This window comes from Kribbella sp. VKM Ac-2569 (assembly GCF_004216905.1).
Classification (GTDB): Bacteria; Actinomycetota; Actinomycetes; order Propionibacteriales; family Kribbellaceae; genus Kribbella.
In genome coordinates this window covers 94,079-118,026 of sequence record NZ_SGXJ01000010.1, presented here as the reverse complement: position 1 = coordinate 118,026, position 23,948 = coordinate 94,079, and the positions used below count along the sequence as shown (strand labels likewise).

Here is a 23,948-nt window from a genome sequence, read left to right as displayed (position 1 = left end):
GAATGCCACGTGAACCAGTCAGTCATCTATGAGTGCACGCAACGTTTCCTGCTCGGAGTCGGGCACATACCCGGCGTAGTAGTCGAACATGTTCTGCCGGGCGATCCGGGCCGCGGCGTGGCCGTCGCCGGCGCGGATCGCGTCGACCACCTCGGCGTGGTGGTGCAGCGACTCGAGCATCAGGGCGCGGCTGTTGGGGGCGTGCGCGATCTTGTCGGCGATCAGTCCGAGTACGACGCCGCGGACGACCTCGTTGCAGGTCTGGATCAGCGAGTTCCGGCTGATCCGCGCGATCAGCTCGTGGAACGCCAGATCTGCCTCGCTGAACGCGGCGAAGTCGACGTCGATCGCGTCCCGCATCGCGACCAGGGTCGCCTCCAGGTCGTCCAGCTCCTCCGGGGTCCGCAGCCGGGACGCGACCTGGATCGCGGCGCCGTCCATGATCATCCGGAACCCGATCAGCTCACTCAGGGTCAGCTCGTCGACCCGGGCCAGCCTCGTCATCTGCTTGCGCAGCGCGAACGAGGAGAACGGCAGGATCTCCGGGCCGTTCGGATCGCCGGGCCGGGAGCGGACCACACCGTTGCTCTCCAGCACGCGCAGAGCCTCGCGAACGGTCGACCGGCTGACCGCGAACTGGGCGACCAGTTCACGCTCGCTCGGCAGCCGCTGGCCCGGTGCCAGGTCGCCGCGGGCGAGCGCGTCCTCGACCTGCTCGACGATCCGCTGGTAGGCGCGCACGGGCTGTACCGGCTCGAACTGCGGACCCTTTGTCATCCGGTACACCCCCATTCGCTTGACAGGCACCTGAGCAGGGGACAAACCTAGTGGCCCATTGAGACCTAGTCCACTGGTCAGACCAGTCGGCGCACTGGAGGAGTAGACGTGAAGCCGTCGTTTTCCACTCGAGCGGTCGCATTCCTCGCGTCCGCCGCGCTGCTGGCCGTGACGGCCTGCTCGGCCGGATCCGGTACGTCGTCCGGCAGCTCACCGGGAGGTGACCAGAACCTGTCGATCGGTCTGGTCGCGGAGCCGGCCAGCCTGGACTTCACCACCACCGACGGCGCCGCGATCCCGCAGGTGCTGCTCGGGAACGTGTACGAGACGCTGGTCAAGCAGGACGACTCCGGCAAGATCGTGCCGTCGCTGGCGAAGTCGTGGACGGTCTCGCCGGACCGCAAGACGTACACCTTCGACCTGGTCGACAACGCGAAGTTCACGAATGACAAGCAGTTCACCGCGAACGACGCAGTGTTCAGCATCAACCGGGTGAAGACGGCGTGGACGACGTCGCTGAAGGCCGCGATGGACGTGGTCTCCCAGGCCAAGGCGCTGTCGCCGACCCAGTTGCAGGTCACGCTGGCGAAGCCGAGCAACGACTGGCTGTTCCGGATGACCACCCGGATCGGCGCGATGTTCTCGGAGAGCGGTGTCAGCGCGCTCGCGACCGCTCCGGTCGGCTCCGGCCCGTTCAAGTTCTCGAAGTGGAACCGCGGCGACTCGATCGTCATGGTCCGCAACGACAGCTACTGGGGCAGCAAGCCGTACTTCCAGCAGATCACGCTGAAGTACTTCAAGGATGCAACCGCGCTGAACAACGCGCTGCTCACCGGCACGATCAACGTGATCGGCACGGTGCAGGCGCCGGAGGCTCTCAGTCAGTTCACCAGCAACGACAAGTACCAGGTGATCGAGGGCACCACGAACGGCGAAGTACTGCTCTCCTTCAACAACTCGCTGCCGCTGTTCAAGGACGTCCGGACCCGGCAGGGGATCCGGATGGCGATCGACCACAAGGCGTTGCTGGACACCTGTTGGGCCGGACGCGGCAAGCTGATCGGCAGCATGGTCCCGCCGACCGACCCGTGGTACGAGGACCTGACCGGAGTCGCGCCGTACGACCTGGCCAAGGCGAAATCGTTGCTGCAGGCCTCCGGTGCGGCCGGCAAGACGCTCCGGCTCCGGCTCCCGACGTTGCCGTACGCAACGTCCTGCGGCCAGGTGGTGAAGAGCCAGCTGGAGCAGGCCGGTCTGAAGGTGGCGATCGACCAGCTCGAGTTCCCGGCGGCGTGGCTGACGACGGTGTTCAAGAACGCCGACTACGACATGTCGATCATCGCGCACGTCGAGCCGCGCGACCTGGGTGCCGTGTTCAACGCGAAGTACTACACGCGGTACGACGACCCGACGCTGCAGGGCTACCTGGCTGCGGCGGACTCCGGTGACGAGGCTGCGCAGGTCGACAACATGAAGAAGGCGGCGCGCCGGCTGTCCGAGCAGGCCGCGGGGGACTGGTTGTTCCTGCTGCCGAACCTGATGGTCGCCGACAAGAGCGTCAAGGGGCTGCCGACGAACGCGATCACCGAGAACTTCGATCTCTCCAAGCTCGCCCGATGATTCTTCGCCTGATCGAGCGCACCGGCGTGTTCTTGGTCAGTCTTGCGGTGAGCTCGGTGCTGGTCTTCGCGTTCATGGCGGTGCTGCCCGGCGATCCCGCCCGGGTCGCGCTCGGGGTGAACGCGTCCGACGAGGCAGTGGCCGAACTGCGTCGGCAGTTCGGCCTCGACCGCCCGCTGCCGACGCAGTACTTCGACTGGCTGGGCGGGCTGCTGCATGGTGACCTCGGTACGTCGTACGTGTCGAAGGTGGCGATCGGTCCGCAGGTGTTCGACCGGCTGCAGGTCACTTTGTGGCTGGTCGTCGCGGGCATGATCATCGCCCTGGTGGTCGCTGCGCCGGCCGGGACGGTGATGGCGGCGCGGCATCGCAAGATCTCCGGGTTAGCGCTCTCTGCGTTCTCTCAGGTGGGCGTCGCGGTCCCGGCGTTCCTGGCCGGGATCCTGCTGATCGTGGTGTTCGCGGTGCGGCTCGGCTGGTTGCCGGCGAACGGCTGGACGCCGCCGGCGCAGGATCCGGCGATGTTTCTCAAGCAGCTGATCCTGCCGGCGCTGTCACTCGGGCTGGTCCAGGGCGCCGTCCTCACCCGCTACGTCCGCAGCGCGGTGCTGGAGGTGTTGCGCGAGGACTATCTCCGAACCGCGCGGGCGAAGGGTTTGCGGCCGTTCCAGGCGCTGTGGCGGCACGGTCTCCGTAACGCCGCCGTACCGGTGGTGACTGTGCTCGGCCTGCAACTCGCCACGTTGTTGATCGGTGCAGTGGTCGTCGAGCGGGTGTTCGTGATCCCGGGCCTCGGGAGCTTGCTGCTCGACGGCGTCTCGAACCGGGATCTGTTGCTCGTCCAGGACGTGGTGATGGTCCTCGTGATCGCCGTACTCCTCGTCAACTTCGTCGTCGACCTGCTGTACGTCGCCCTCGATCCTCGACTCAGGACGGCATCATGAAGCGGCTGAACCCGAGTCTGATCGCCGGCGGCGTGATCGTCGCGGTGATCGTATTGATGGCGCTGGTGTCGTTCGTCTGGACGCCGTACGACGCGACGCTGGTGAGTCCCGCCTCGCGGTTGCTGGAACCGTCGTGGTCGCACTGGCTCGGGACCGACAAGTTCGGCCGGGACGTGCTCAGCCAGATCATGGTCGGCTCGCGGACGACACTGTTCGTCGGCGTCGTCGCGGTCGGTGTTGCCGCGGTCATCGGCGTACCGCTGGGAATCCTGGCGGCGATGGTACGGCGGTGGCCGAGCGAGGTGATCATGCGGGCCAACGACCTGTTGCTCGCGTTCCCGGCGTTGCTGCTGGCGATCATGTTCGGAGCGGTCTTCGGGGCCAGCACCCTGACCGCGATGGTTGCCATCGGCATCGCCTCGGTGCCGAGTTTCGCGCGGGTGATCCGGAGCGGGGCGCTGCAGGTGATGCGGACGGAGTACGTTCTCGCGGCGCGCGCGGCCGGCCGGCAACCGTTTCCGATCGCTCTCCGGCACGTGCTGCCGAACGTGACCAGCCTGATCACGGTTCAGGCCTCGGTGTCCTTCGCGATCGCGGTGCTGGCCGAGGCGGCGTTGTCGTTCCTCGGGTACGGAACGCCGCCGCCGACACCGTCCTGGGGCCGGATGCTGCAGGAGAGCCAGGAGTTCCTGTTCAGCGCACCGCGGCTGGCGATCTTCCCCGGGATCGCGATCGCGATCGCCGTCCTCGGCTTCAACCTGCTCGGCGACGGCCTGCGGGACCGCTTCGATCCGAAACTGGAGGATCGTCGATGAACGACGTTCTCACTGTGCGCGGGTTGTCCGTGACCGTCCGGGACACGGCGCTCGTGTCCGACGTCGACCTGACGGTCGGCGCGGGAGAGCGGGTCGGGCTGATCGGAGAATCGGGATCAGGCAAGTCACTGACCGCGCTGAGCATTCTCGGGTTGTTGCCCGAGGATGTCCGGGCCGGCGGGTCGGTGCGCCTCGACGGTGTCGATCACGAAATGGTTGGCGCAAACGAACGGCGGATGTCCCGCGTCCGCGGCCGCGACATCGCGATGGTCTTCCAGGAACCGATGACCGCGCTGAACCCGACCATGCGGATCGGCGACCAGATCGCCGAGTCGATGCTCATCCACAAGACCCTCGCGAAACCCGCGGCCCGAACCGCGGCGGCTGACCTGCTCGAACGCGTGCAGCTCCCGGCCGAGACCCTTCGCGCCTATCCGCACCAGCTGTCAGGTGGTCAACGGCAACGAGTCGTCCTGGCGCTTGCCCTCGCCAACGATCCGGCACTACTGATCTGCGACGAGCCAACCACCGCGCTCGATGTCACGGTCCAGGCGCTCGTACTCGACCTGATCGTTCGTGGCGTCGTGGACCGCTCCTCCGCGCTGCTCTTCATCACGCACGACCTCGCCGTCGTCGCCACCGTCTGCGAACGAGTCCTCGTCATGTACGGCGGACGCGTGGTCGAGGCAGGCCCGGTCAACGAGGTGTTCACGCGACCCCGTCACCGCTACACCGAAGGACTGCTCGCGGCGTCAGATCTCGAGACCACATCGCGTCGGTTGACCACGATCCCGGGCAATGTGCCGCCAGCCGGACGGTTCCCGTCTGGCTGCGTCTTCCGGACCCGATGCGCGCACGCAACCGCTCTCTGCGAAGAGACACCGGAGTGGACCGGCTCTGAGACTGAGGGCTTTGCGTGCCACCACCCGGCGGGGGTCACTAATGCCTGAGCACATCCCGACGGTGCACGATCTCGAGACGCCGACCGCCATCCGGGTGGTCGACCTCGTGCGCGACTACCCGCGACCGCGGACCTCGCTGCTTCAGCCGGCCCCGGTCGTCCACGCACTTCGCGGAGTGAGCCTGGAAGTCAAGCAGGGCGAGCGTTTCGGCATCGTCGGCGAATCAGGCTGCGGCAAGTCGACACTGCTGCGCCTTATCGCCGCGCTGGACCGGGCCACCTCCGGGCACGTGATCGTCGAGGACACCGACATCACCCGTCTCCCGGAACGCCGGCTGCGGTCGCTGCGCGAAAACCTCCAGCTCGTGTTCCAGGATCCGATGAGCTCGCTCGACCCCCGGATGCGGGTCCGCGACATCATCGCCGAACCGCTCGTCGTTCAAGGACATCCGGCGTCGGGAGAGCGCGTTCGCGAGTTGCTCGAAGCCGTCGGTCTCTCCGCCGATGCCGGCGACCGGTACCCGCACCAGTTCTCCGGCGGCCAGCGGCAGCGCATCTCCATCGCCCGCGCCCTCGCCCCGCGCCCGCGGATCCTGATCGCGGACGAGCCGGTGAGCGCTCTCGACGTTTCCGTCCGTGCTCAGGTGCTCAACCTGATCTCGGAGCTGGTCGACGAACTCAACCTCACGCTCGTGTTCGTCTCGCACGACCTGTCCGTGGTCAAGCACGTCTGCGACCGCGTGGCGGTGATGAACGCCGGCCAGATCGTCGAGACGGGCTACACCGGTGACGTGTACGCCGCCCCGCAGCATCCGTACACGCAGCGACTCGTCTCGGCCATCCCGACGCTTCAGAGGGCGCTCTCCGGTGCGACTACTGCCGACCTACTCGCGAAGGGGGAATCAGCGTGAAGATCCAGCTCGATGGCGGCGAGACGATCACGATGCCGGCCGGCCTGCCGATCGGTGAGACCTGGGTCGAGACACCGACCACGGCACCGGTGATCTTCCCGTACGACGGTTCGACCGTGGCGGACGCGCCGGTCGGGGACGTCGAGCTCGCCCGGGCAGCGCTCGAGAACGCGCTCTCCGTGCGAGAAACGGTCGGCCGGCTGCCGTCGTACGTGCGCCGGAACGTCTTGCAGAGCGTGCATTCCGCGGTACTCGCCGAGCGGGACGCGTTCGTGAATCTGCTCGTGCTCGAGACCGGCAAACCGCTGGTCGACTGCCGAGTCGAGATCGATCGGACACTGCTCACCCTGGAGACCTCGGCCGAGGAAGTTGCCCGGCTGCACGGTGAGACCGTGCCGCTCGACCTGCTGCCGAGCGGTGAAGGGCTGCAGGGTTTCTGGGTGCGCAAACCGATCGGCGTGGTCATCGGGATCACCGGGTTCAACTACCCGTTGCTGCTCGCCGCGCACAAGATCGCGCCGGCGTTCGCGGCCGGTTGCCCGATCATCGTGAAGCCCGCGCCGCAGACGCCGCTCGCCACGCTCTGGCTCGCGCACCTGATGCGGTCCGCGATCGCCGAGGCGGGAGCACCCGAGAGCGCTCTCCAGCTGATCACGGGCGGAGCGGACGTGGGCGCCACGCTCACCACCGACGATCGGATCGGCGCCGTCTCCTTCACCGGATCCGCGGCCGTCGGGCATCGCATCGCGCGCGACGCGGCGCCGACGAAGGTGCTGCTCGAACTGGGGTCCAACTCCGCGCTGGTCGTTGCCGCGGACGCCGACCTGGACGCGGCCGCCGACGCGATCGTGCGCGGCGGGTACTACGCGTCCGGGCAGGCCTGCATCTCCGTCCAGCGCGTGATCGCCGTCGAGTCGGTGCGGGAAGCGTTGCTGGAGAAGCTCGGCGCGCGGATGCCTGGCGTGGTCGTCGGCGATCCGCGTGATCCGGTGACTCGGGTGTCCGCGCTGATCAACCCGGCGTCGACCGATCGCGTTCGGCAATGGGTCGGCGATGCGGTCCACGCCGGCGCATCGATCGCGTACGAGGCCCCTGGCGACGTACTCGGGCCGATCGTGCTGACCGACGTACCGGACGGGCTGTCGGCGTGGGACGAGGAGATCTTCGGACCGGTGATCGCGGTGCGATCCGTTCCGGATATCGAGAGCGCTCTCCGTGCGGTCAACGAGACGCGGTACGGGCTGCATGCGAGCGTCTTCACGTCCTCACTCGAGACAGCGTTCGCGGCGATCGATCGGCTCGACGTCGGGGGAGTGGTGATCAACGAGGTCCCCGGGTTCCGGTCCGACGTGATGCCGTACGGCGGCGTGAAGGACTCCGGTACCGGTCGCGAGGGCCCGCGCTTCGCGATCGAGGAGCTCACGACAACCCGGATGGCAATCATCCGCCCACGCCCATGACCAACGGAGGCCACCTTGTGCTCCCACCAACCACTTCGGGCCGCCGAAAACGGTTGGTGGGGGCACAAGGTCGAGACAGGAGCACGAGGTGACACGGTGACGGACTACTCGACGTTGTTCCGGCTCGACGGCAAGCACGCGTTGGTGATCGGCGCCGGCAGCGGGATCGGCCGGGAGAGCGCTCTCGCCCTGGCCGCGCACGGCGCCCGCGTCACCTGCGCAGACCGAGACCTCACCGCCGCCCGCGAGACAGCCGCCACCGGGATGACGGCGTACGGGCTTGATGTGCTTGATGATGTGGCGATTGAGCGGGCTGTGGTTGAGCTGGATCCTGTGGACGTGCTCGTGTTCACCGCGGCTACGAACGTGCGGAAGCGGATCCTCGACTACACCGGCGAGGAGTTCGACCGGGTCGTGGCGCTCAATCTGCGGGCGTCGTTCCAGCTGCTGCGCGCGTTCGGGCGGGGCATGGCGGAGCGGGGGAGCGGCAGCATCATCGGGTTCAGCTCGATCCGCGGCACCACGGTAGAGCCGGGGCAATCGGTGTACGCGGCAACGAAAGCCGGTCTCGTCCAGCTGCTGCGCACCGCGGCCGCCGAACTCGGCCCGTCCGGCGTCCGCGCGAACGCGATCGCCCCGGGAGTCGTCGAGACACCGCTCACCGCGCAGATCAAGGCCGACCAGAGCTGGTACGACGCCTACGCGCAGAAGGGCGCGCTCGGTCGCTGGGCCCAACCGAGCGAGCTCGCCGGCGCGGTCGTCTACCTCGCCTCCGATGCCTCGAGCTTCGTCACGGGGAGCGTTCTCGCGGTCGACGGCGGCTGGACCGCGGTCGACGGCCGCTTCAACCCACCGAACTGATCCGCAACCGAGGGAGTCTGCATGAATCTCGCCGACTTGACGGCAACCGAACTGCTGGCGAAGTACCGCGACGGCTCGGTGTCCCCGGTCGAGGTCATCGAGGACGTGCTGACCCGCGTCGACCAGCTCGAACCACAGCTCTGCGCGCTCTACGCACCGGACCCAGCGGGTGCGCGGGCCGCGGCACATGAGTCGGAGCGTCGTTGGCGAGACGGTACGGCGGGCGCGCTGGACGGCGTACCGGTGACGGTGAAGGAGAACATCGCCACGCGCGGAACGCCCGTACCGCAAGGAACGGCGGCAACCGCTCTCACGCCGGCCACAGAGGATGCGCCGGCCTCGGCGCGCTTGCGGGCGGCCGGGGCGGTGATCTTCAGCAAGACGACCATGCCCGAATACGGGATGTTGTCGTCCGGCGTCTCGACCTTTCACCGGCTGACCCGCAATCCGTGGGACCTGTCGAAGACGGCCGGCGGTTCGAGCGCGGGCGCGGCGGCTGCGGCGGCCGCCGGGTACGGGCCGATCCACGTCGGCACCGACATCGGCGGGTCGATCCGGCTGCCGGCCGGGTGGTGCGGACTGGTCGGACTGAAGCCGACGCACGGCCGGATCGCGGTCGGCAACCCGTACGCCGGGCGCGCGATCGGACCCCTGACCCGTACGGCGCCGGACGCGGCGCTCGCGCTGCAGGTCATGTCCGGGTACGACCCGCGCGACCACACCTCGACCCCGGTGGCATCCGACGTCTTCGAGGCCGACATCGACGGTTTGCGCGTTGCGTTGCTGCTCGATGCGGGCGTCGGGCTGCCGGTCGATCCCGAGGTCACGGCGGCGGTTTCGTCCGCGGCCGCCATACTCGAGAAGGCCGGCGCGATCGTCGAACCGATCACGCCGATCATCACCCGCGACATGCTCGACGGCCTCGACCACTTCTGGCGGATCCGCTCCGCCACGGACATCGCCGCGCTGCCCGAGGAACGCCGCGCGAAGGTGCTTCCGCAGATCCGGGAGTGGGTCTCGACAGCCTCCGATCTCACCGCTTCTGACGTCTTCGACGGGTACAGCCAGATGGGCGCGATGGCGGCCGCGGTCGGCCGGGTGTTCACGACGTACGACGTGATTCTGTCGCCGGTCGCGCCGATCACGGCGTTCCCGGCGGAGCTCGCGTACCCAACGGACGATCCAGGGAAGCCGTTCGAGCACATCGCGTTCACGGTCCCGTACAACATGTCCCAGCACCCCGCGACCACGGTCAACGCCGGCTGGTCGACGTCCGGGTTGCCGATCGGGGCGCAACTCGCCGTACCGCATCACCAGGACCTGCGCGCGCTGGCCTTGGCCGACTACCTCGACAGCCGGCGTACGGAGCAGCGAGACTGGCCGATGAGGTGACGACTTGGTCCGATGAACGGCTCCCGAGGTACGGCGTACCGCGCTGACGAGCGGCAGCGCGGTCTTGTCTCGCACTGCTACCGGATGCTCGGATCCATCACCGACGCCGTCGAGATCGCTGCGGTCAGCACGGGATACGAGGACGCCACTCGTGCCTGCCTGCAGCAGGTCGGCAGCCGTCCCCTTCCGTCGGATCTCGCCGCACCGAGCGCTGATCCTAAGGGAGCGCTCTCCGAGCGTTCCGAGATTCTCTGGCTGGAACCCATCCCAGCGAACCTGATGGACGACCACCCGATCGATCTCGGCCTGATCGCCGCGCTGCAACGCCTCTCACCCCTCGAGCGCGCTGTGACCGTCCTCCACCTCGAGGGCCGGCCGAGCATCGCCGACCTGCTGAGCGACATTTCTCCCGCACCGATCAGCGCTGGCCCGCTCGTCGCTCCCGACGACCTCCTCCTGGCCCGGTACCGCGCGGCGTTCGAGCAGTACGACGTACCCGCGATCGTCACGCTCTTCACCGACGACGCGATCTGGGAGATGCCGCCGTTCACGTCCTGGTTCCGCGGCGCCCGCGACATCGGCCGCCTGATCAGCACCCACTGCCCGGCCGAACGCCCCGGCGACCAATACCTCGTCCCGCTGACAGCCAACGGCCACCCCGCCTTCGCCGTCTACATGCGAGACCCGAAGGACAACATCCACCGAGCCTTCCAGATCCAGGTCCTCACCCTCACCGCCACCGCAGTAGTCCACGCGGTCGCCTTCTTCGACCTGTCCCTCTTCCAAACCTTCCACCTGCCAGACCTACTGACAGGCCTCCCACCCAACCCCTACGACGGCACCCCAAAACCTCACGTAGAACGCCTACCGAAGCACTAACCCACCACGGCCGTGGCAGGTTTGCCCAGGTGATCCGTCGGGTGCCGGAAGGTCAGGCACTCGGACGGGTCGTACTGACCTCGAGCACCCGGCGTCGGTGTGAGGTCGACCGCCGCCTTCCCGCCCCACCCCTTTGGCAGATCACTCACCACGAGGGCCGCCTTGGTTGCCTGGGCGACCGTCAGCGGGACGACTGTTGGAGTCGGGCTGGGGGTAGGACCCGGGGGGTTGGGCTGGGTGGTGCAGGCGGTCAGGGCGACTACGGCGGCGACTGCGAGGCGGCGTACCACCTAGTACTCGCCGTGGGGCTGGGTTTCAGTGCGCACGGTGGGTCGCTCGCGATCGCCGTACGACGGGACCAGAAGGACGGCGCAGGCGGCCATCGTGAGGGCCAGGCTGTTCGACTGAGGTGAACGCGAGCTCAGCCTTGAGTGCTTCCGTCTGCCGGCGCCGGTTCGAAGAGTTCGAGTGCATTGCCGGCTGGGTCGTCGAGGACGATCTGGTTGCCGCCGCGGCCGATCACGATGTCGGTGCGGAAGGTGAGCCCCGCGGCCCGAAGCGCGTCCACGGTGCCGGCCAGATCGTCGACCTCGATCTGGATGCGGTTCCATCCGCCTGGTCCGGGCCTGCGGCCGTCGAGGGCGGGCGCCGCGCCTCCGCCGGGCCCGGTGGGCACGGAGAGCAGGAGCCGCAGATCCCCGCGGGACACAGCGGCGAAGGTCGGCGCCGGATGCATGTCCACACCGAAGCCGAAGTGCCTGGTGTAGAAGTCGATCGCGGCGTCGACGTCATCGACGATGTAACGCACTGAGACAGTGCCCATGGACAGCTCCTCACCTGAATGGCTGCGCCGGTCGAGTGTCGAGGATGGCACTACAGTGCCACTGTACTCCGGCCGCGCACGACGTACCGATGTCAACTGAGCTGCCAGTCTGCGACGTCGGAGCTCGAGTCGGTTGTTGCTGACGGCAACCTGCGTCGAAGGCTTCAGGTGCTGGTGGCGCGTGGGGGTTTCGCGAGGAATTCTTCGACTGTGGTGACGTGGTCGAGGAGCCTCGCCGTGGCGGCTGGGTCCGCGGGTACTGGATTGTCCCCGAGCCAGCGCCACATGGTCGTCAGGTCTTTGCCGACGAAGCGTTCGAAGAGCCGGACAGGCATGGGGAAGCCTCGGGTGGACCGGCCTGTCAGCGCGGCCGCTGTGCGGCACTCGGCGATCGAACGGAACTCGGCTGCCAGCGGCAGTTCCGCTCCGACGAACCGACTTGGTTCGGCGAAGGCCCGGGTCGCGATCGCCCCGAGGTCGTCGACCGCAAGCCAGGGGATCGGTGTCTGATCGCCGGCGAGCTTGGGCATGACATGCCAGACCGAGACGGGTGGATAGAAGTCCTTGTCAGTCATGAGTTCCATGAACGCCATTGGTCGGAGCACGGTCAGTGGTACGCCGGACGCGCGCAGGTGCTCGGTGATGATCAGCTTCGAGTCCCAGGAATCGACACCGGTCCCGCGCAGGCCCGGTCCGGCCGAGCCGTAGACGACGTGCTCCACGCCGGCCGCCTTGGCCGCGTCCGCGACGTTCTTGCCTTGCCGGATCTCGCCGTCGTGCCCGGCGATCATCGGGTTCTGCACGCTGTAGACGCCGTACGCTCCGGTGAACACCCGGAGCAGCGAGTTCACGTCATCCATGTCGCACCGAGCGACCTCCGCGCCTGCGGATCGCAAGGCGCCGCTCGCCTTTGACTCCGGGTTTCGCGTGAGTGCGAGCACCCGTCGACCCTCAGCGAGCAGATGCCGCGCGACCGCACCACCCTGACGTCCCGTGGCACCCAGTACCGCGATGACCTGCCCCTGCTCCATGCCACCACCCCCTCTCGTCAGGCTAGGCCCGCGAGAGCTGCGCGCCTAGCATCAGGCGCCGGCGAAGGGCGGTAGCGGCTCTAGTACTCGCCGTAGATCTGGACCTTGGTGCCGATGGGGGTGTCGGTGAAGATTTGGTGGATTTCGGGGCGTACTACGCGGACGCAGCGGTGGCTGTCGGGGTACGGCTTGACGAGGGAGTTGACCCGGGAGCCGTGCAGGGCGATGCCGGGGCGGTCCCTGAGGAAGTAGAGGGAGTCGTACATGTACGCGTCGTCGTACAGGCTGCTCTCGTGCGCGCCGGCCCACTTGCGCCAGACCGCGCCGGTGCGGTTCGGGGTCTCGTACCCCGGGCCACCGGTGGAGATCCAGACGATCCGCTTGTACGTCTTGCCGACGATTTGGTACAGGATCTGGCAGGTTTTGTTGACGTAGATGCCGGGGGAGCGGGTCGGCGTCGGGCGACTGGTTGCGTTGAGCACCGAGTACGCGTCGTTCAGGCTGAGTCCCTTGCGGCTGACCGGCAGGCCGTGGGTCTCGCGCCAGGCGCACAGTGCCTGCTTGGCGCGAGCGGTGATGTCGCCGTCGATGTCGCCGACCGGGTATCCGAGCTTGTCCAGTTGCCGTTCTACGCGCAGCGCGTAGTACTCCGGCTTCTGCTTGACCTTGGGCTTCGGCTTGACCGTCGGCTTCACGGTGGGCTTAGCAGTCGGAGTGGCGCTCGGCGTCGCACTCGTCGTACTGCTCGAAGCCTGTGAAGGAGAAGGCGTCGTCTCACTCGCGGCCACATCGGAACATCCGGCGAGTACGAACGACAGAACGACCGCACCGGCAACGAGACCACGTCGACGAGACACGAATTCCCCTCTCCCTCAGCTTTTTCAGCGTCGCAGAACCACGCCATGTAAGCGTGCAGCGACCCGCCGAGACTAATCTGCGAGAGGTTCCTCAACGGGTGCCGTGCCGGATCCCGTCACCGAACCGTTGCCGAGTTCCGGTGCCGGATCGTCCCGCAACCGGCTGTACAGGTACCCGTCCCGCATCCGCCCGGCCCGGAACTCGCACCCGCGGATCACGCCTTCGAGCCGGAAACCCGCCTTTTCCAAGGACTTCTGCTCGGCGACGTTCTCCGGATGCGTCGAGGCTTGAATCCGGTACACCGCGGTGTGCTCGAACAGGTACGCCGTCAGCAGCGCCTGCGCCCGCCACCCGATCCCACGCCCGCGGTACTCCGGCAGCAGCGCGATCCCGATCTCCCAGTACGTCGTACGCCCGTCGAACGACCCCGTCCGCCAACTAACGAGCCCCGCCGTCTCGGATCCGGTGCGCACCATCAGCCGCCCGTCGTCCTTGCCGAGGAACCCGTCCTCGGCAAACCGCCGTACGGGAGCCTGCGCATCCCGGAACCCGTTCCAGTCCAGCCCGATCAGCCCTGGCTCGATGGAGAAGCGCTGGAACAACGGCAGATCGTCTTCCCGCACAGGCCTCAGCACGACATCCATGCCTGCCAGACTATGTGGATGGAGTTCCACATCCTCGGCCCGCTCGGCAGGCGGGGGAGAACGAGGATGCGGTCGCACTCTTCGAGCAGGCCGCAGAGCTGTATCGCGCGTGTGGCTTCACGCTCGGCGAGGGCGCGCTGCGGTGCAACATCTCGGTCAGCTACAACGCTCAGGGACGGCTCCGTGAGTCCGCGGAGGCGTTCGGCCAGGGGTTGGCTGTGTTCCGCGCCTGTGGCGAGTTCGCGCGGATGCCGCGCGGGCTGAACGCGCAGGCGATGAACCACATCCATCTCGGTGAGTTCCGCGAGGCCGTCGCGTGCATCACCGAGTCACTGCAGTACACGGGGCCGGCGAGCAACGACCAACTCGTTGCCTTGGTCAACCGTGCCGGGGCCTATAAGGAACTCGGCGAGCTGGAACTCGCGGCGGCGGATCTGCGGACCGCCGAGCCGCTGGTGGACAACCGCCTCGACCGGGTTCAGTGGGGCCTGGCCAGGGCCGGTGTCGAGAACCGGCTCGGCCATCACGAACAGGCGCGTCAGATCGCAACCGACGTACTGCGCGAGAGCCGCGAGATCGGCAACGGGTACGACGCCTGCGTCGCGCTGCAGGCACTCGCCGAGTCCCACCTGTTCGCCGGCGACGTGGCCACCGCACGCACGTACTTCGAGGAAGGCGAAGCGCTCGCCACCAAGTCGGGCTACGGGACCATCCTCGCCGAGCTCCACGCCGACATTGCCCAGTGCAACTTCCTCGACGGCGAGGTCGAGCTCGCCTACACCCAGGCGACCCAGGCCCTAGCCGAGTCGGAAGTCGTCGAGTACGGCATCGGGCAGCAGTGGTCCCACAGCCTGCTGGCCCGCTGCTGCACCGCCCTCAACCGCCCCGCCGAAGCAGCCACCCACCAAGCCGCCGCCGACACCTTCTGCCGCCAGACGGGCTACACCCCACGCTGACCCGGCTCGACCTGGATTTACAGACCGAGGTCGCGGAGGAACTCGGGCTTGTACGCCTGCATCACGACGTACCGCGGGTCCGGGACCTCCATGTCCGCGTTCTTCGCGGCGTCACCGGCGGCGTCGTGCGGGCCGACCGGCACGCTCGGGTCGGTCCAGTCCTGCTCGGCCGGATTCCACCGCGTGACCGTGTACGTCGCGTCGAGGTGCTCGTCGGCCACCAGCTCCTTGGCGGTCCGCTCCGCCTCCTGGGCGTCGTCGAGCGTGTGCGTGTACATCAGCATCCGGTTCCCGTCCCGGGTCACCGTCACCTGACTCCCGAGCCGCTTCCGCGCGTCGTCATCCAGATCCAACGCCCGCAACCGATCCCAGACCGTCAACCCGTGCCCCTCGTCACTGAGCACAACCTCAACCCGAAACTCCTCATCCGCCATGCGCACACCCTACCGATCCGGAACTCAACCGTGACGCGGCTCCCTCACGGAGCCTCAGAGACCTGCCGTGTATTTGTACGCCATCGGGCGCAGCGCGCCGTCGTCGACGAGCCAGGGCGATTGCCAGACGAGGGTGCCGCCGCTCGCCGTCGGCGGATCTGCCTCGCGGTCGAGCTCGATCGAATGCACGATTCCGAGCGCGTTGTCTGGGTGTTCCGCGCGATGCAACTCGACCTCGGCTCTGGTCAGGATGATCTCGGAGCCCGCCGACGTCGTTCCCTTGACCTCCACTCTCAGGTGACTTGAGCCGTTTCGCGCGTACAGATCATAGGAATCGATCGCGCCGACGTCCCGGACGTACTCGTACCCGAGTCGGTGCAGATGTTCGGTGACCATCCGTACCGCATGCTGCTCGATCGCGACTCGTTCACGAACGTCGAGCTTGAACCCCTGACCGACTGCTTTGCGTGCTCGCCCGGCGACCTGACGGGTCGCCAGATCGGCATCGGCGATGTCCGGAGCCGGCTCGCCCGGCATCGCGAGCTCCACGGTCTCGCGACGGTATGTCTCCCCGAGCCATCGGACCGTCGCCTTCAGGTCTGCGAGCAGAGTGCCGTCGCTGGGCAGTTGACCACGCCGGTACTCGAGAGCAACGACATTCCCGAGCTCGTACCCCCGGGCGAGCTCGGTGCTGTTGGTGCCGAGATCGATGTCGTGGACCACCCGCTCGTCGTCGACCCCGAGATCGTCGAGGACGTCTCGTGCCCACTTGACCCGCGCTCCCAGCTCATAGGGCGGTCGCTGCCGGAACTCGCCGTTGCCCCAGACAGTGGTTCCTTGATTCAGCGATAGATACACACGGTCGCCGTCGCCGCTGAAGAGGTAGACCAGGTACCAACCTCGTGTTGCAGTGGGGGATCTGGTCGGCGAGTAGATGCGAACCCAGGGGACCATGCTCTTCAGACCGGTCCCGTCCCGACCTTCGACTGCGAGATCGGATCTCGCGGACTGCTCGTTCAGGCTCGGGAGTTCGCCCTTGATCCTGAGTGCGATGTCGGACCGGATCAGTTGCCCGCGCCGCTTCATCTCCGGGGTGTTCTGCGACGACCACCGGGGCTGTAGCGACAGCACCTCTTCGAACTCGCTGCGCATGTGGTTCCTCCTCCGGCATACATCGTCCTATGAGCGGGGTCGTTACACACTGCAATCCTTCGAACGTCTGCCGGGTTCAGACCCGGCTGTCTGTCGGCTCCTGAGATGTGGGACAGGTGAATCGATTTCCTTCGATCGACTACAGTTCTTAGTCATGGAGCTGAGGCACTTGGAACACTTCGTGGCGGTGGCCGAGCAGAAGCACTTCACGCGGGCTGCCGAGGCGATGTCGATCTCGCAGTCTGGGTTGTCCGCCTCGATCCGCGCACTCGAGCGGGAGCTCCGCGCGAGTCTGTTCGTCCGCAACACCCGCAGCGTGGAGCTCACCGAGGCGGGACGGGCGCTCCTGTGCGAGGGACGACGTACCCTCGCCGCCGCCGAGGCCGCGAAGGATGCCGTCGCCGCGGTCCAGGGCCTGCTGCGCGGTCACCTCACGGTCGGGCTCGAGCAGTGCCTCGGCGTGGTCGACGTACCGGCGCTGCTCGCGAAGTTCCGGTCCGGGTACCCGGGCGTCGAGATCGAGGTTCGCCAGGGCGGCTCCACGCCGATGCTCGACGAACTCGCGTCCGGCCGGCTCGACGTCGCGTTCGTGGCGACCGCCGGCGACCCGGTCGACGGGCTCGACCTGCGGCCGCTGTCGCGCGAGTCGATGGTCCTCGTCTGCGCTCCCGACCACCGGCTCGCGAAGGCGTCCGGCGTGACTCTCGACGACCTGGCAGGGGAGTCGTTCGTCGACTTCGACCCGACCTGGGGCGCCCGCGCCATCTCCGACCGCGCCTTCGCCACAGCCGGCGTCGCGCACCCGGTGACGATCGAGGTCAACGACGTACACACCCTGCTCGCCCTCGTCGCTCACGACCTAGGCGTAGCACTCGTCCCCGAACGCATCGCCGCCAAACGCGGCGACCACGTCACCGTCTCCCTGGCCCCCGGCACGGCCTCCGACTGGCAGGTCTCGGTCGCCGTCCCCACCGGCCCCGCAGCCTCCCTCGCCGCCGACGCCCTGATCGGCATGCTCCCCACCACCGCGGTCCACGCCTGACCTCATAGAAGCGTTGCGCCGACCGGGGTGAGCTTCGCGAGTACAGCGTTGATGCGTTCGAGCGTGTCCGGGTGCAGGGTGATGTTCGCGGCCGCCAGGTTCTCGAGGATGTGCGCCGGCGTACGGCTGCCGGGAATCGGTACGACCGCCGGATCCTGGTGCAGCAGCCACGCGAGCGCGAGCTGACTCCGCGTGATCCCGAGGTCCGCGGCGAGTGCCTGAAGCGCGTCGTACGACGCGTTGTTCGCCTTCAGGCTCGCGGCGTCGAAACGCGGCGCGTTGTTCCGGAAGTCGTCCTTGTCGAGCGTCTGCACGGTGCCCGTTAGGAACCCGGCGCCGAGCGGGCTCCACGGTACGACGCCGACGCCGAGTTCCCGCGCCACGTCGAGCAATCCGGGGTCGATCGGCCGCCACATCGACCACTCGGTCTGGACCGCCGCGATCGGATGTACGTCGTACGCGCGCCGAAGCTCCTGCGCCGTCACATTGCACACTCCGAGGTGCCGAACTTTGCCGTCGGCAACGAGTTCGGCCATGGCGCCGACGGTTTCCTCGATCGGCACCTGCGGATCCGGGAAGTGCAGGTAGTACAGGTCGATCACGTCGATGCCGAGGTTGCGCAGGCTGGATTCGGCGTACCCGCGGACGTACTTCGGCTCCGCGTTGACGAGTAGTTGCTCGAACGCGAAACCGACGTCGAGGGGATGTGGCTGCGCGCCGTCACTGAGCCGCAGACCGAACTTGGTCGCGATCGTGACCTCGTCGCGCCGCCCGCGGATCGCCCGTCCAATCAGGTCCTCGTTGTGCCCGCCGTCGCCGTACGCGTCGCTGGTGTCGATGAACGTCCCGCCGGCGTCGATCGCCGCGGTGAGCGCCGAGAGTGCGCGGTCGTCATCGATCGCGCCGTACATGCCGGGGGAGAGCACCATCGCACCGAATCCGATCGCCGGTACGTCGAGTCCGCCGAGGTTGCGTGTCTTCGTCATGAGCCCAGCATCGACGCGCACCCCGCCGCCGCACCAAGACCTGTTGATATAACCGTTGGTTATGGATGCGCACCTGCGCGAGCTCCGGTACTTCGTCGCGGCCGCCGAGGAATCGACCGTGACGGCCGCGGCCGCCCGCCTGTTCGTCTCACAGCCTGCGCTGTCCAAGCAGCTCCGCGCCCTCGAACGCCGCCTCGGCTTCGACCTCTTCGACCGTCGGCCGCGCGGACTGACACTGACCTCGCAGGGGTCGGTATTGCTCCCTGTCGCGAGGGAGGCGCTCGCCGCCTGGGATCGCGGGTACGCCGAAGCGCGGGCAGCGGCCCACCCGCATCAGCTGGTCGTCGGCATGCAGACCGCTGTCGGCCGCGACCTCCAACGCCCCGCCGTCGAACGCTTCCGCGCCGCGCTCCCCGGCTGGACGGTCTCGCTGCGCCTGGTCGGCTGGGACGATCCGACCGCCGGCCTCGCCGACGGAACCAGCGACGTCGCGTTCGTCTGGCTCCCGATCTCCACCGATTTCGCGACCCGCGTGCTGATCACCGAACCCCGCTGGGTTGCTCTACCCGCCCAGCATCGTATGGCGGACCGCGCTGAGATCCCGTTCTCCATGCTGCTGGAGGAGCCCTTCGTAGCTCTTCCCGCGACAGCCGGCCCGCTCCGTGATTTCTGGCTGGCCGTCGACGCCCGGCCCGGTCCGCCTGTGGTGGCAGCCGAGGCCACCGCCGCCGACGAGGTCCTCGAATTGGTCACCGCCGGCGTCGGCATCGCCCTCCTCGCTGAGGGCAACACAGGTCTCTACCAACGCCCCGGCCTGGTCTGCCGCCCCGTCCCCGATCTGCCGCCAGCCGAGCTAGCGGTCGCGTGGCGCCGTACCGACAACCGCGACGCCGTACGTGCGTTCCTCGACTCGGTCCAGCCCTGAACGTGGTATCTCGTGGTGGGCGGTAGCGTTCCCGTATGGCGCGCAATCACGACCCACGTCCGTCTGGGGCCGGTCAGGCGGAGATTCTGGAGCAGTTCATGGCGCTGATCGCCGGCAAGGGATCCAATGAGTTGCGCGGCCTGCTTCCTGAGGTAGTGGCCGCGGCGATGCCAGGCTTCGATCCGTTCAGCGAGACGCCGCCGCCCTCTCGTCGACGGGCACGCCGAGAGGACGTAGTCACGTATCGGGTGCGGATCGATCTCGCCGAAACGAAGCCTCCCTTGTGGCGGCGGCTGGACCTCGCGTCTGACATGTTCTTGAACGAGCTCCACGACGTCATCCAGACCGCGTTCGGCTGGACCGACAGCCATCTGCACGAGTTCGCATCGGGCAAGGACTACTACGACTTGGCCGCGGAGCATTACCTGTGCCCGTTCCAAGTCGCCGAGGGCGAGATCGGCGTACCGGAAGAAGAGGTACGCCTCGACGAGGTCCTGGCGGCGAAGGGCGACAAGCTGCTCTACCTGTACGACTTCGGCGACGACTGGATGCACGTCATCAAGCTCGAGGCCGTCCAGGCACGGCACGAGTCCGCGCCCCGCGCCGCTTGCGTCGACGGGCGCCGCCCGGGTCCGAGCGAGGACTGCGGCGGGGTGCACGGTTATGAGTTGATCTGCGCGGCCCTCGACGCCGGCCATCCGGATCACGCGGCGGCAGTCCGCGACTATGCGCGCCTGTACGGCAAGGAGGTCGATCCCGGCGATTACGCTCCGACTCTGTTCTCTTCCGAAGAGATCAACAGATATCTGACCGGCAACGGCGAATCCGGCCTTTCTGGTCCGCTTGGGGAACTGCTCGACGCGATCGATTCACCGCGGCCCCGGCGCATCTTCCAGCAGATGATCCAGGACGCGGACCTGGACAACCCCGTTGATATCGACGCCGAGACGGCCGCCCGGATGGTCTCGCCGTACACCTGGCTCCTGGATCGCGTCGGGGCGGACGGCATCAAGCTGACCGGCGCCGGCTACCTGCCTCCGGTGCACGTGGAGGCCGCCGTGGCCGAGCTCGGACTGGGTAAGGAATGGATAGGCAAGGGCAACCGGGAGGTCCAGACTTTGCCTGTACTGGTCCTTCGAGAGACCGCTCAGGCGGTCGGGTTGCTGCGCAAGCACAAGGGTGCCCTCGTCCTCACCCCACGCGGCCGTGCCGTTCGCGATGACCCGCTGGCGCTGTGGTGGTACCTGGCCGAGCACCTCCCCCCAGCCTCCAAGTGGCCCTTCGAGACCCAAGCCGGGCTCATTTGCCTGACCGCCCTCGCCGCGGGATGGATCGATGACGTGAATTCGACCATCGCAGACTGGCTCACGGCGGCCGGTTGGGGCGACATCGACGGAACGCCGGTCAGCCGAACGATGGCCAACGACGCGGCTTGGGACACGATGTCCGTCCTGCGTCGGCTGCGCGCGGTCGACAAGGGGCCGGGCTGGCGCGACGTGCCTACACCTGAGGGCGCCACCTTCGCCAGGGCGGCGTTGCGCAGTTGGCCGAGCACGAGCTGAGGTCTCCGCAGTACCACGGCAGCGGAACGCCCGTACCAGCCCTGTATCAGGCCGGTACGGCGTCCGTGCGGCTACCAGGCGTAGTCCTCCGGGGCGGTCTTGTAGCCCGGGAAGATCTCGTCGAGGCGGGTCAGCGACTTCTCGTCGAGCTTGATTTCGACGGCGCGTACGGCGGACTCCAGCTGCTCCATCGTCCGCGGGCCGACGATCGGACCGGTGACGGCCGGCTGGTGCAGCAGCCACGCGAGCGCGAGCTCACCCGGCTCGTGCCCGAGTTCGTCCGCGAACGCCTCGTACTGCTCGATCTGCGGCCGGAGCTTCTCGAGCGTCTCCTTGGAGCGGCCCTCGAGGCGCCGTACGCCCTCGTTCTCCTTCCGGATCACGCCACCCAGCAGCCCACCGTGCAGCGGCGACCACGGAATCACGCCCAACCCGTACGCCTGCGCCGCCGGCAGCAGTTCACGCTCGACATCACGCTGGATCAGGTTGTACAGCGACTGCTCGCTCACCAGGCCTGCATAGTTCCGCTTCGCAGCGGCCTCCTGCGCCTGCGCGATGTGCCATCCGGCGAAGTTGCTCGACCCGGCGTACAGGATCTTCCCCTGCTGTACGGCGACCTCCATCGCCTGCCAGATCTCTTCCCACGGCGTGTTCCGGTCGATGTGGTGGAACTGGTACAGGTCCACGTAGTCCGTCTGGAACCGCTTCAAGCTCGCGTCGAGCGCGCGGCGGATGTTGAGCGCCGACAGCTTTCCTTCGTTCGGCCAGCCGTCGCCCATGTCGCCGTACACCTTGGTCGCCAGCACCGTCTTCTCACGGTTCTTGGGATCCTTGGCGAACCACTCCCCGATGATCTCCTCGGTCCGACCCGGGTAGATAGACCGCCCGTACCCATTGGCCGTATCGAAGAAGTTGATCCCCTTGTCATGCGCCGCATCCATGATCGCGTGCGCATCCCCCACCTCAGTGAGAGGCCCAAAGTTCATCGTGCCCAACACGATCCGACTGACGTTCAGTCCCGTACGCCCAAGCTGAGTGAAGTCCATACACCCACTTTTGCTCGCCCGGGCTCAGACTTCCAACAGAAGAATCCGCATGGTGTGATCGCCAGAACTTCTTAATTCAGGAGAGGTGGCACCGCTGTCGGCGGGGTGTCCTCACGCGTGCCGTTGCGGAGCGTTCTAGTTGGCTTCGTCGAAGAGGGTTGCTGCTGCGTCATCGTGTGGCGTTGAGCGCACGAGTGGTGACTCGCGCTTCGCTTCCGCCCAGTTGCGCGATGTCGCATTGTCGAGTGATTCAGCGTTGATCCGTAGACCGAGCGCCGCTGCCAGCACATGGACGGCCAGTCGTGGGGGGATGGCGTTCCCGATCTGCTGTGCTTTGTCCCGGCCGGACCACGGGTAGTCGCGAGGGAAGGTCTGCAGTGCGCCGGCCTCCGGGGACGTGAAGCGGTCGATGCTGCCGTTCTGCATCTCAACCCTGTTCCGCGAGATCTTCCCGGTTACCGTCGCGGCCGGCTGGTCGGACCTCCGCCGCCCACGGTTCTTCGGATCGCCGCCGGTGCCGTAGTTGGAGATCACCGTGAACGGACCCGTCCGGTCGAGGGTCTCGTCCATCGTGCGCCAAGGCAACAGAGCGGGATCGCCGTCGCCGCGCGCAACATCTTGGCGGAACGGGCGGTGTGTCGGAGTCGGAAGCGCAGCGGGCGCGTTTCGACGCGCGATCAGGATCGCCCGACGTCGGGTTTGCGGTACTCCGAACTGTTCGGTCCGCAGGACTCCGCATTCACAGCTGTAGCCGATGTCGATGAGAACTTGTCGGACTGTCTTCCAGACCGGCAGGACAGCGGGAACCTGCTCGAGGACCACGGCATCGAACGCGTCGCCCGATCGATGCGCTTCCAGCACCCAGCGGAGCGGTTCGAGAACGAGCCGGGTGCGCTCGTCGACGGTGGCCAGGACCTTCTCGAAGTCATCGCCCGAAGCCATGTTCCGTGCTGCCGTGACGACGAGACTCAACGCACGCCGACCGGTGCCGTTGCCGGCAACCGTATATGTCTGGCACGGCGGGCCACCGGCCAAGATCTTGGCGTCGGAGAACTGCTTCGGCTTGTAGTCGCGCACGTCACCCTGGATGGTCGACAGACCTGCGGCGCGCCTCGTTTCGCACGCACCGTCGTCCCATTCGATCCCCTCGACCGTGATGCCGAGCCACCGCGCAGCAACATCGAGTCCACCCGGTCCCGCGAACAGATCCACCATGTGCAGCTTCGACGGCAGACCGTTCTGATCCCGCGTCATGGAGCGAAAGTATAGGGCGTGGCGATGCGGTCGAAGCCCTCGCAACGCCGGCAGCATCTTGGTCCCTGACCTCGACCAACTGCAGCGTTGCGGCGGTTCGGAAGACAACGTGGGCGCATCGTGAGAAGTTGGCGTTGTCATGGACATGGATCGCGAGGTCTCACGGTCGACCGCAGCGAGTGCGGAGGCTCGCGCCGGTAGGCGTCCGGTGCTGACGACGTCGTCCCAGATATCATCGAGGATGTCTCGTCAGGCGAGACGCGACACCAAGCCCGAGATCGAATTGCGGCGTCGCCTGCATCGTCTGGGATACCGCTATCGGGTCAACTATCCACTGCCCGGGATGCCCCGGCGTCGAGCGGACCTCACTTTCACCGCGAAGCGCGTGGTGGTGTTCGTCGACGGCTGCTTCTGGCACGGCTGTCCCGACCACGGGACCAGCCCACGCAACAACGGCGCGTGGTGGGCCGAGAAGCTCCGGAAGAACGTCGAACGCGACCGGGACACCGACGCGCGTCTCAGCGCGTCCGGATGGGCCGTTGTGAGGATCTGGGAGCACGAGGACTCGGACGCAGCCACGTTGCGCGTCGTCGGAGCCTTGACCGGGGCGACCGATTCGGGTGACTGTACGTAACGTTCGATTGTCTGGTCCGATATACGCGCAGGGACCGGGGA

Annotated in this window: 25 protein-coding genes; 14 read left to right on the top strand and 11 right to left on the bottom strand. The window is 67.4% G+C overall.

Annotation, left to right across the window (positions count from 1 at the left end; translation table 11 throughout):
* Nucleotides 1-18 precede the first annotated feature (18 nt).
* Nucleotides 19-777: a FadR/GntR family transcriptional regulator gene (locus EV649_RS40505; RefSeq protein ID WP_130389057.1), complete on the bottom strand. Its 759-nt coding sequence runs from the start codon at nt 775-777 to the stop codon at nt 19-21.
* A 108-nt stretch (nt 778-885) separates the two neighbouring features.
* On the opposite strand from EV649_RS40505, the gene EV649_RS40500 reads away from it, so the two are divergent.
* The 9 genes from EV649_RS40500 (at nt 886) to EV649_RS40460 (ending at nt 10,560) form a co-directional block, all read left to right on the top strand.
* The gene (locus EV649_RS40500; protein ID WP_130389056.1) at nt 886-2,397 is read left to right on the top strand and encodes an ABC transporter substrate-binding protein; all 1,512 of its coding nucleotides are present in this window, start codon (nt 886-888) and stop codon (nt 2,395-2,397) included.
* Nucleotides 2,394-3,341, top strand: a complete 948-nt coding sequence (locus EV649_RS40495; RefSeq protein WP_130389055.1) for an ABC transporter permease — start codon at nt 2,394-2,396, stop codon at nt 3,339-3,341. The genes EV649_RS40500 and EV649_RS40495 overlap by 4 nt, the downstream gene beginning before the upstream one ends.
* Entirely contained in the window at nt 3,338-4,156 is an 819-nt protein-coding gene (locus EV649_RS40490; protein WP_130389054.1) for an ABC transporter permease, read from the top strand. The genes EV649_RS40495 and EV649_RS40490 overlap by 4 nt, the downstream gene beginning before the upstream one ends.
* Nucleotides 4,153-5,106 (top strand): ABC transporter ATP-binding protein, encoded by a 954-nt coding sequence (locus EV649_RS40485; protein ID WP_130389053.1) that lies wholly within the window; start codon nt 4,153-4,155, stop codon nt 5,104-5,106. Before EV649_RS40490 ends, EV649_RS40485 begins: the two co-directional genes overlap by 4 nt.
* The gene (locus tag EV649_RS40480; protein WP_130389052.1) at nt 5,099-5,968 is read left to right on the top strand and encodes an ATP-binding cassette domain-containing protein; all 870 of its coding nucleotides are present in this window, start codon (nt 5,099-5,101) and stop codon (nt 5,966-5,968) included. Before EV649_RS40485 ends, EV649_RS40480 begins: the two co-directional genes overlap by 8 nt.
* A complete protein-coding gene (locus tag EV649_RS40475) occupies nt 5,965-7,428 on the top strand; it encodes an aldehyde dehydrogenase family protein (protein WP_241999297.1) in 1,464 nt (487 codons plus the stop codon). Before EV649_RS40480 ends, EV649_RS40475 begins: the two co-directional genes overlap by 4 nt.
* Nucleotides 7,429-7,524: 96 nt before the next feature.
* Nucleotides 7,525-8,289 (top strand): SDR family oxidoreductase, encoded by a 765-nt coding sequence (locus EV649_RS40470; protein WP_130389051.1) that lies wholly within the window; start codon nt 7,525-7,527, stop codon nt 8,287-8,289.
* 21 nt (nt 8,290-8,310) lie between these two features.
* Nucleotides 8,311-9,681 carry an amidase gene (locus tag EV649_RS40465; RefSeq protein WP_130389050.1) on the top strand — a complete coding sequence of 457 codons (1,371 nt, stop codon included), beginning with the start codon at nt 8,311-8,313 and terminating at the stop codon, nt 9,679-9,681.
* Between the two features lie 12 nt (nt 9,682-9,693).
* On the top strand, nt 9,694-10,560 hold the full coding sequence (locus EV649_RS40460; RefSeq protein ID WP_130389049.1) for an RNA polymerase subunit sigma-70: 867 nt from the start codon (nt 9,694-9,696) through the stop codon (nt 10,558-10,560).
* On the opposite strand, the gene EV649_RS41000 is transcribed toward EV649_RS40460, so the two are convergent.
* The 5 genes from EV649_RS41000 to EV649_RS40440 form a co-directional block, all read right to left on the bottom strand.
* A complete protein-coding gene (locus EV649_RS41000) occupies nt 10,557-10,709 on the bottom strand; it encodes a hypothetical protein (protein WP_157996411.1) in 153 nt (50 codons plus the stop codon). The genes EV649_RS40460 and EV649_RS41000 overlap by 4 nt on opposite strands.
* A gap of 272 nt (nt 10,710-10,981) precedes the next feature.
* Nucleotides 10,982-11,383 (bottom strand): VOC family protein, encoded by a 402-nt coding sequence (locus EV649_RS40455; RefSeq protein ID WP_130389048.1) that lies wholly within the window; start codon nt 11,381-11,383, stop codon nt 10,982-10,984.
* Between the two features lie 164 nt (nt 11,384-11,547).
* The gene (locus EV649_RS40450; protein WP_130389047.1) at nt 11,548-12,414 is read right to left on the bottom strand and encodes an NmrA/HSCARG family protein; all 867 of its coding nucleotides are present in this window, start codon (nt 12,412-12,414) and stop codon (nt 11,548-11,550) included.
* Between the two features lie 80 nt (nt 12,415-12,494).
* Nucleotides 12,495-13,271 carry a L,D-transpeptidase gene (locus EV649_RS40445; protein WP_241999295.1) on the bottom strand — a complete coding sequence of 259 codons (777 nt, stop codon included), beginning with the start codon at nt 13,269-13,271 and terminating at the stop codon, nt 12,495-12,497.
* 72 nt (nt 13,272-13,343) lie between these two features.
* Nucleotides 13,344-13,916 (bottom strand): GNAT family protein, encoded by a 573-nt coding sequence (locus tag EV649_RS40440; RefSeq protein WP_130389046.1) that lies wholly within the window; start codon nt 13,914-13,916, stop codon nt 13,344-13,346.
* Nucleotides 13,917-13,930: 14 nt separating this feature from the next.
* On the opposite strand from EV649_RS40440, the gene EV649_RS40435 reads away from it, so the two are divergent.
* Nucleotides 13,931-14,872, top strand: coding sequence for a tetratricopeptide repeat protein (locus EV649_RS40435; RefSeq protein ID WP_130389045.1), 942 nt, complete (start codon nt 13,931-13,933; stop codon nt 14,870-14,872).
* Nucleotides 14,873-14,889: 17 nt separating this feature from the next.
* On the opposite strand, the gene EV649_RS40430 is transcribed toward EV649_RS40435, so the two are convergent.
* Nucleotides 14,890-15,306 (bottom strand): hypothetical protein, encoded by a 417-nt coding sequence (locus tag EV649_RS40430; protein WP_130389044.1) that lies wholly within the window; start codon nt 15,304-15,306, stop codon nt 14,890-14,892.
* 54 nt (nt 15,307-15,360) lie between these two features.
* A complete protein-coding gene (locus tag EV649_RS40425) occupies nt 15,361-16,458 on the bottom strand; it encodes a DUF3578 domain-containing protein (protein WP_130389043.1) in 1,098 nt (365 codons plus the stop codon).
* 154 nt (nt 16,459-16,612) lie between these two features.
* On the opposite strand from EV649_RS40425, the gene EV649_RS40420 reads away from it, so the two are divergent.
* On the top strand, nt 16,613-17,500 hold the full coding sequence (locus EV649_RS40420; RefSeq protein ID WP_130389042.1) for a LysR family transcriptional regulator: 888 nt from the start codon (nt 16,613-16,615) through the stop codon (nt 17,498-17,500).
* Nucleotides 17,501-17,502: 2 nt separating this feature from the next.
* Here the strand turns inward: EV649_RS40420 and EV649_RS40415 are convergent, their stop codons facing one another.
* The gene (locus tag EV649_RS40415; RefSeq protein ID WP_130389041.1) at nt 17,503-18,486 is read right to left on the bottom strand and encodes an aldo/keto reductase; all 984 of its coding nucleotides are present in this window, start codon (nt 18,484-18,486) and stop codon (nt 17,503-17,505) included.
* A 61-nt stretch (nt 18,487-18,547) separates the two neighbouring features.
* On the opposite strand from EV649_RS40415, the gene EV649_RS40410 reads away from it, so the two are divergent.
* Together EV649_RS40410 and EV649_RS40405 are read left to right on the top strand one after the other, a co-directional pair.
* A complete protein-coding gene (locus EV649_RS40410) occupies nt 18,548-19,411 on the top strand; it encodes a LysR family transcriptional regulator (RefSeq protein WP_130389040.1) in 864 nt (287 codons plus the stop codon).
* A gap of 35 nt (nt 19,412-19,446) precedes the next feature.
* Nucleotides 19,447-20,973, top strand: a complete 1,527-nt coding sequence (locus EV649_RS40405) for a plasmid pRiA4b ORF-3 family protein (protein ID WP_198682969.1) — start codon at nt 19,447-19,449, stop codon at nt 20,971-20,973.
* A 71-nt stretch (nt 20,974-21,044) separates the two neighbouring features.
* On the opposite strand, the gene EV649_RS40400 is transcribed toward EV649_RS40405, so the two are convergent.
* Together EV649_RS40400 and EV649_RS40395 are read right to left on the bottom strand one after the other, a co-directional pair.
* On the bottom strand, nt 21,045-22,019 hold the full coding sequence (locus tag EV649_RS40400; RefSeq protein ID WP_130389039.1) for an aldo/keto reductase: 975 nt from the start codon (nt 22,017-22,019) through the stop codon (nt 21,045-21,047).
* Between the two features lie 135 nt (nt 22,020-22,154).
* Nucleotides 22,155-23,330, bottom strand: coding sequence for a DNA cytosine methyltransferase (locus tag EV649_RS40395; protein WP_241999284.1), 1,176 nt, complete (start codon nt 23,328-23,330; stop codon nt 22,155-22,157).
* A gap of 82 nt (nt 23,331-23,412) precedes the next feature.
* Between EV649_RS40395 and EV649_RS40390 the strand changes: the two genes are divergently transcribed.
* Nucleotides 23,413-23,907 (top strand): very short patch repair endonuclease, encoded by a 495-nt coding sequence (locus tag EV649_RS40390; RefSeq protein ID WP_347233178.1) that lies wholly within the window; start codon nt 23,413-23,415, stop codon nt 23,905-23,907.
* Nucleotides 23,908-23,948: the final 41 nt, after the last annotated feature.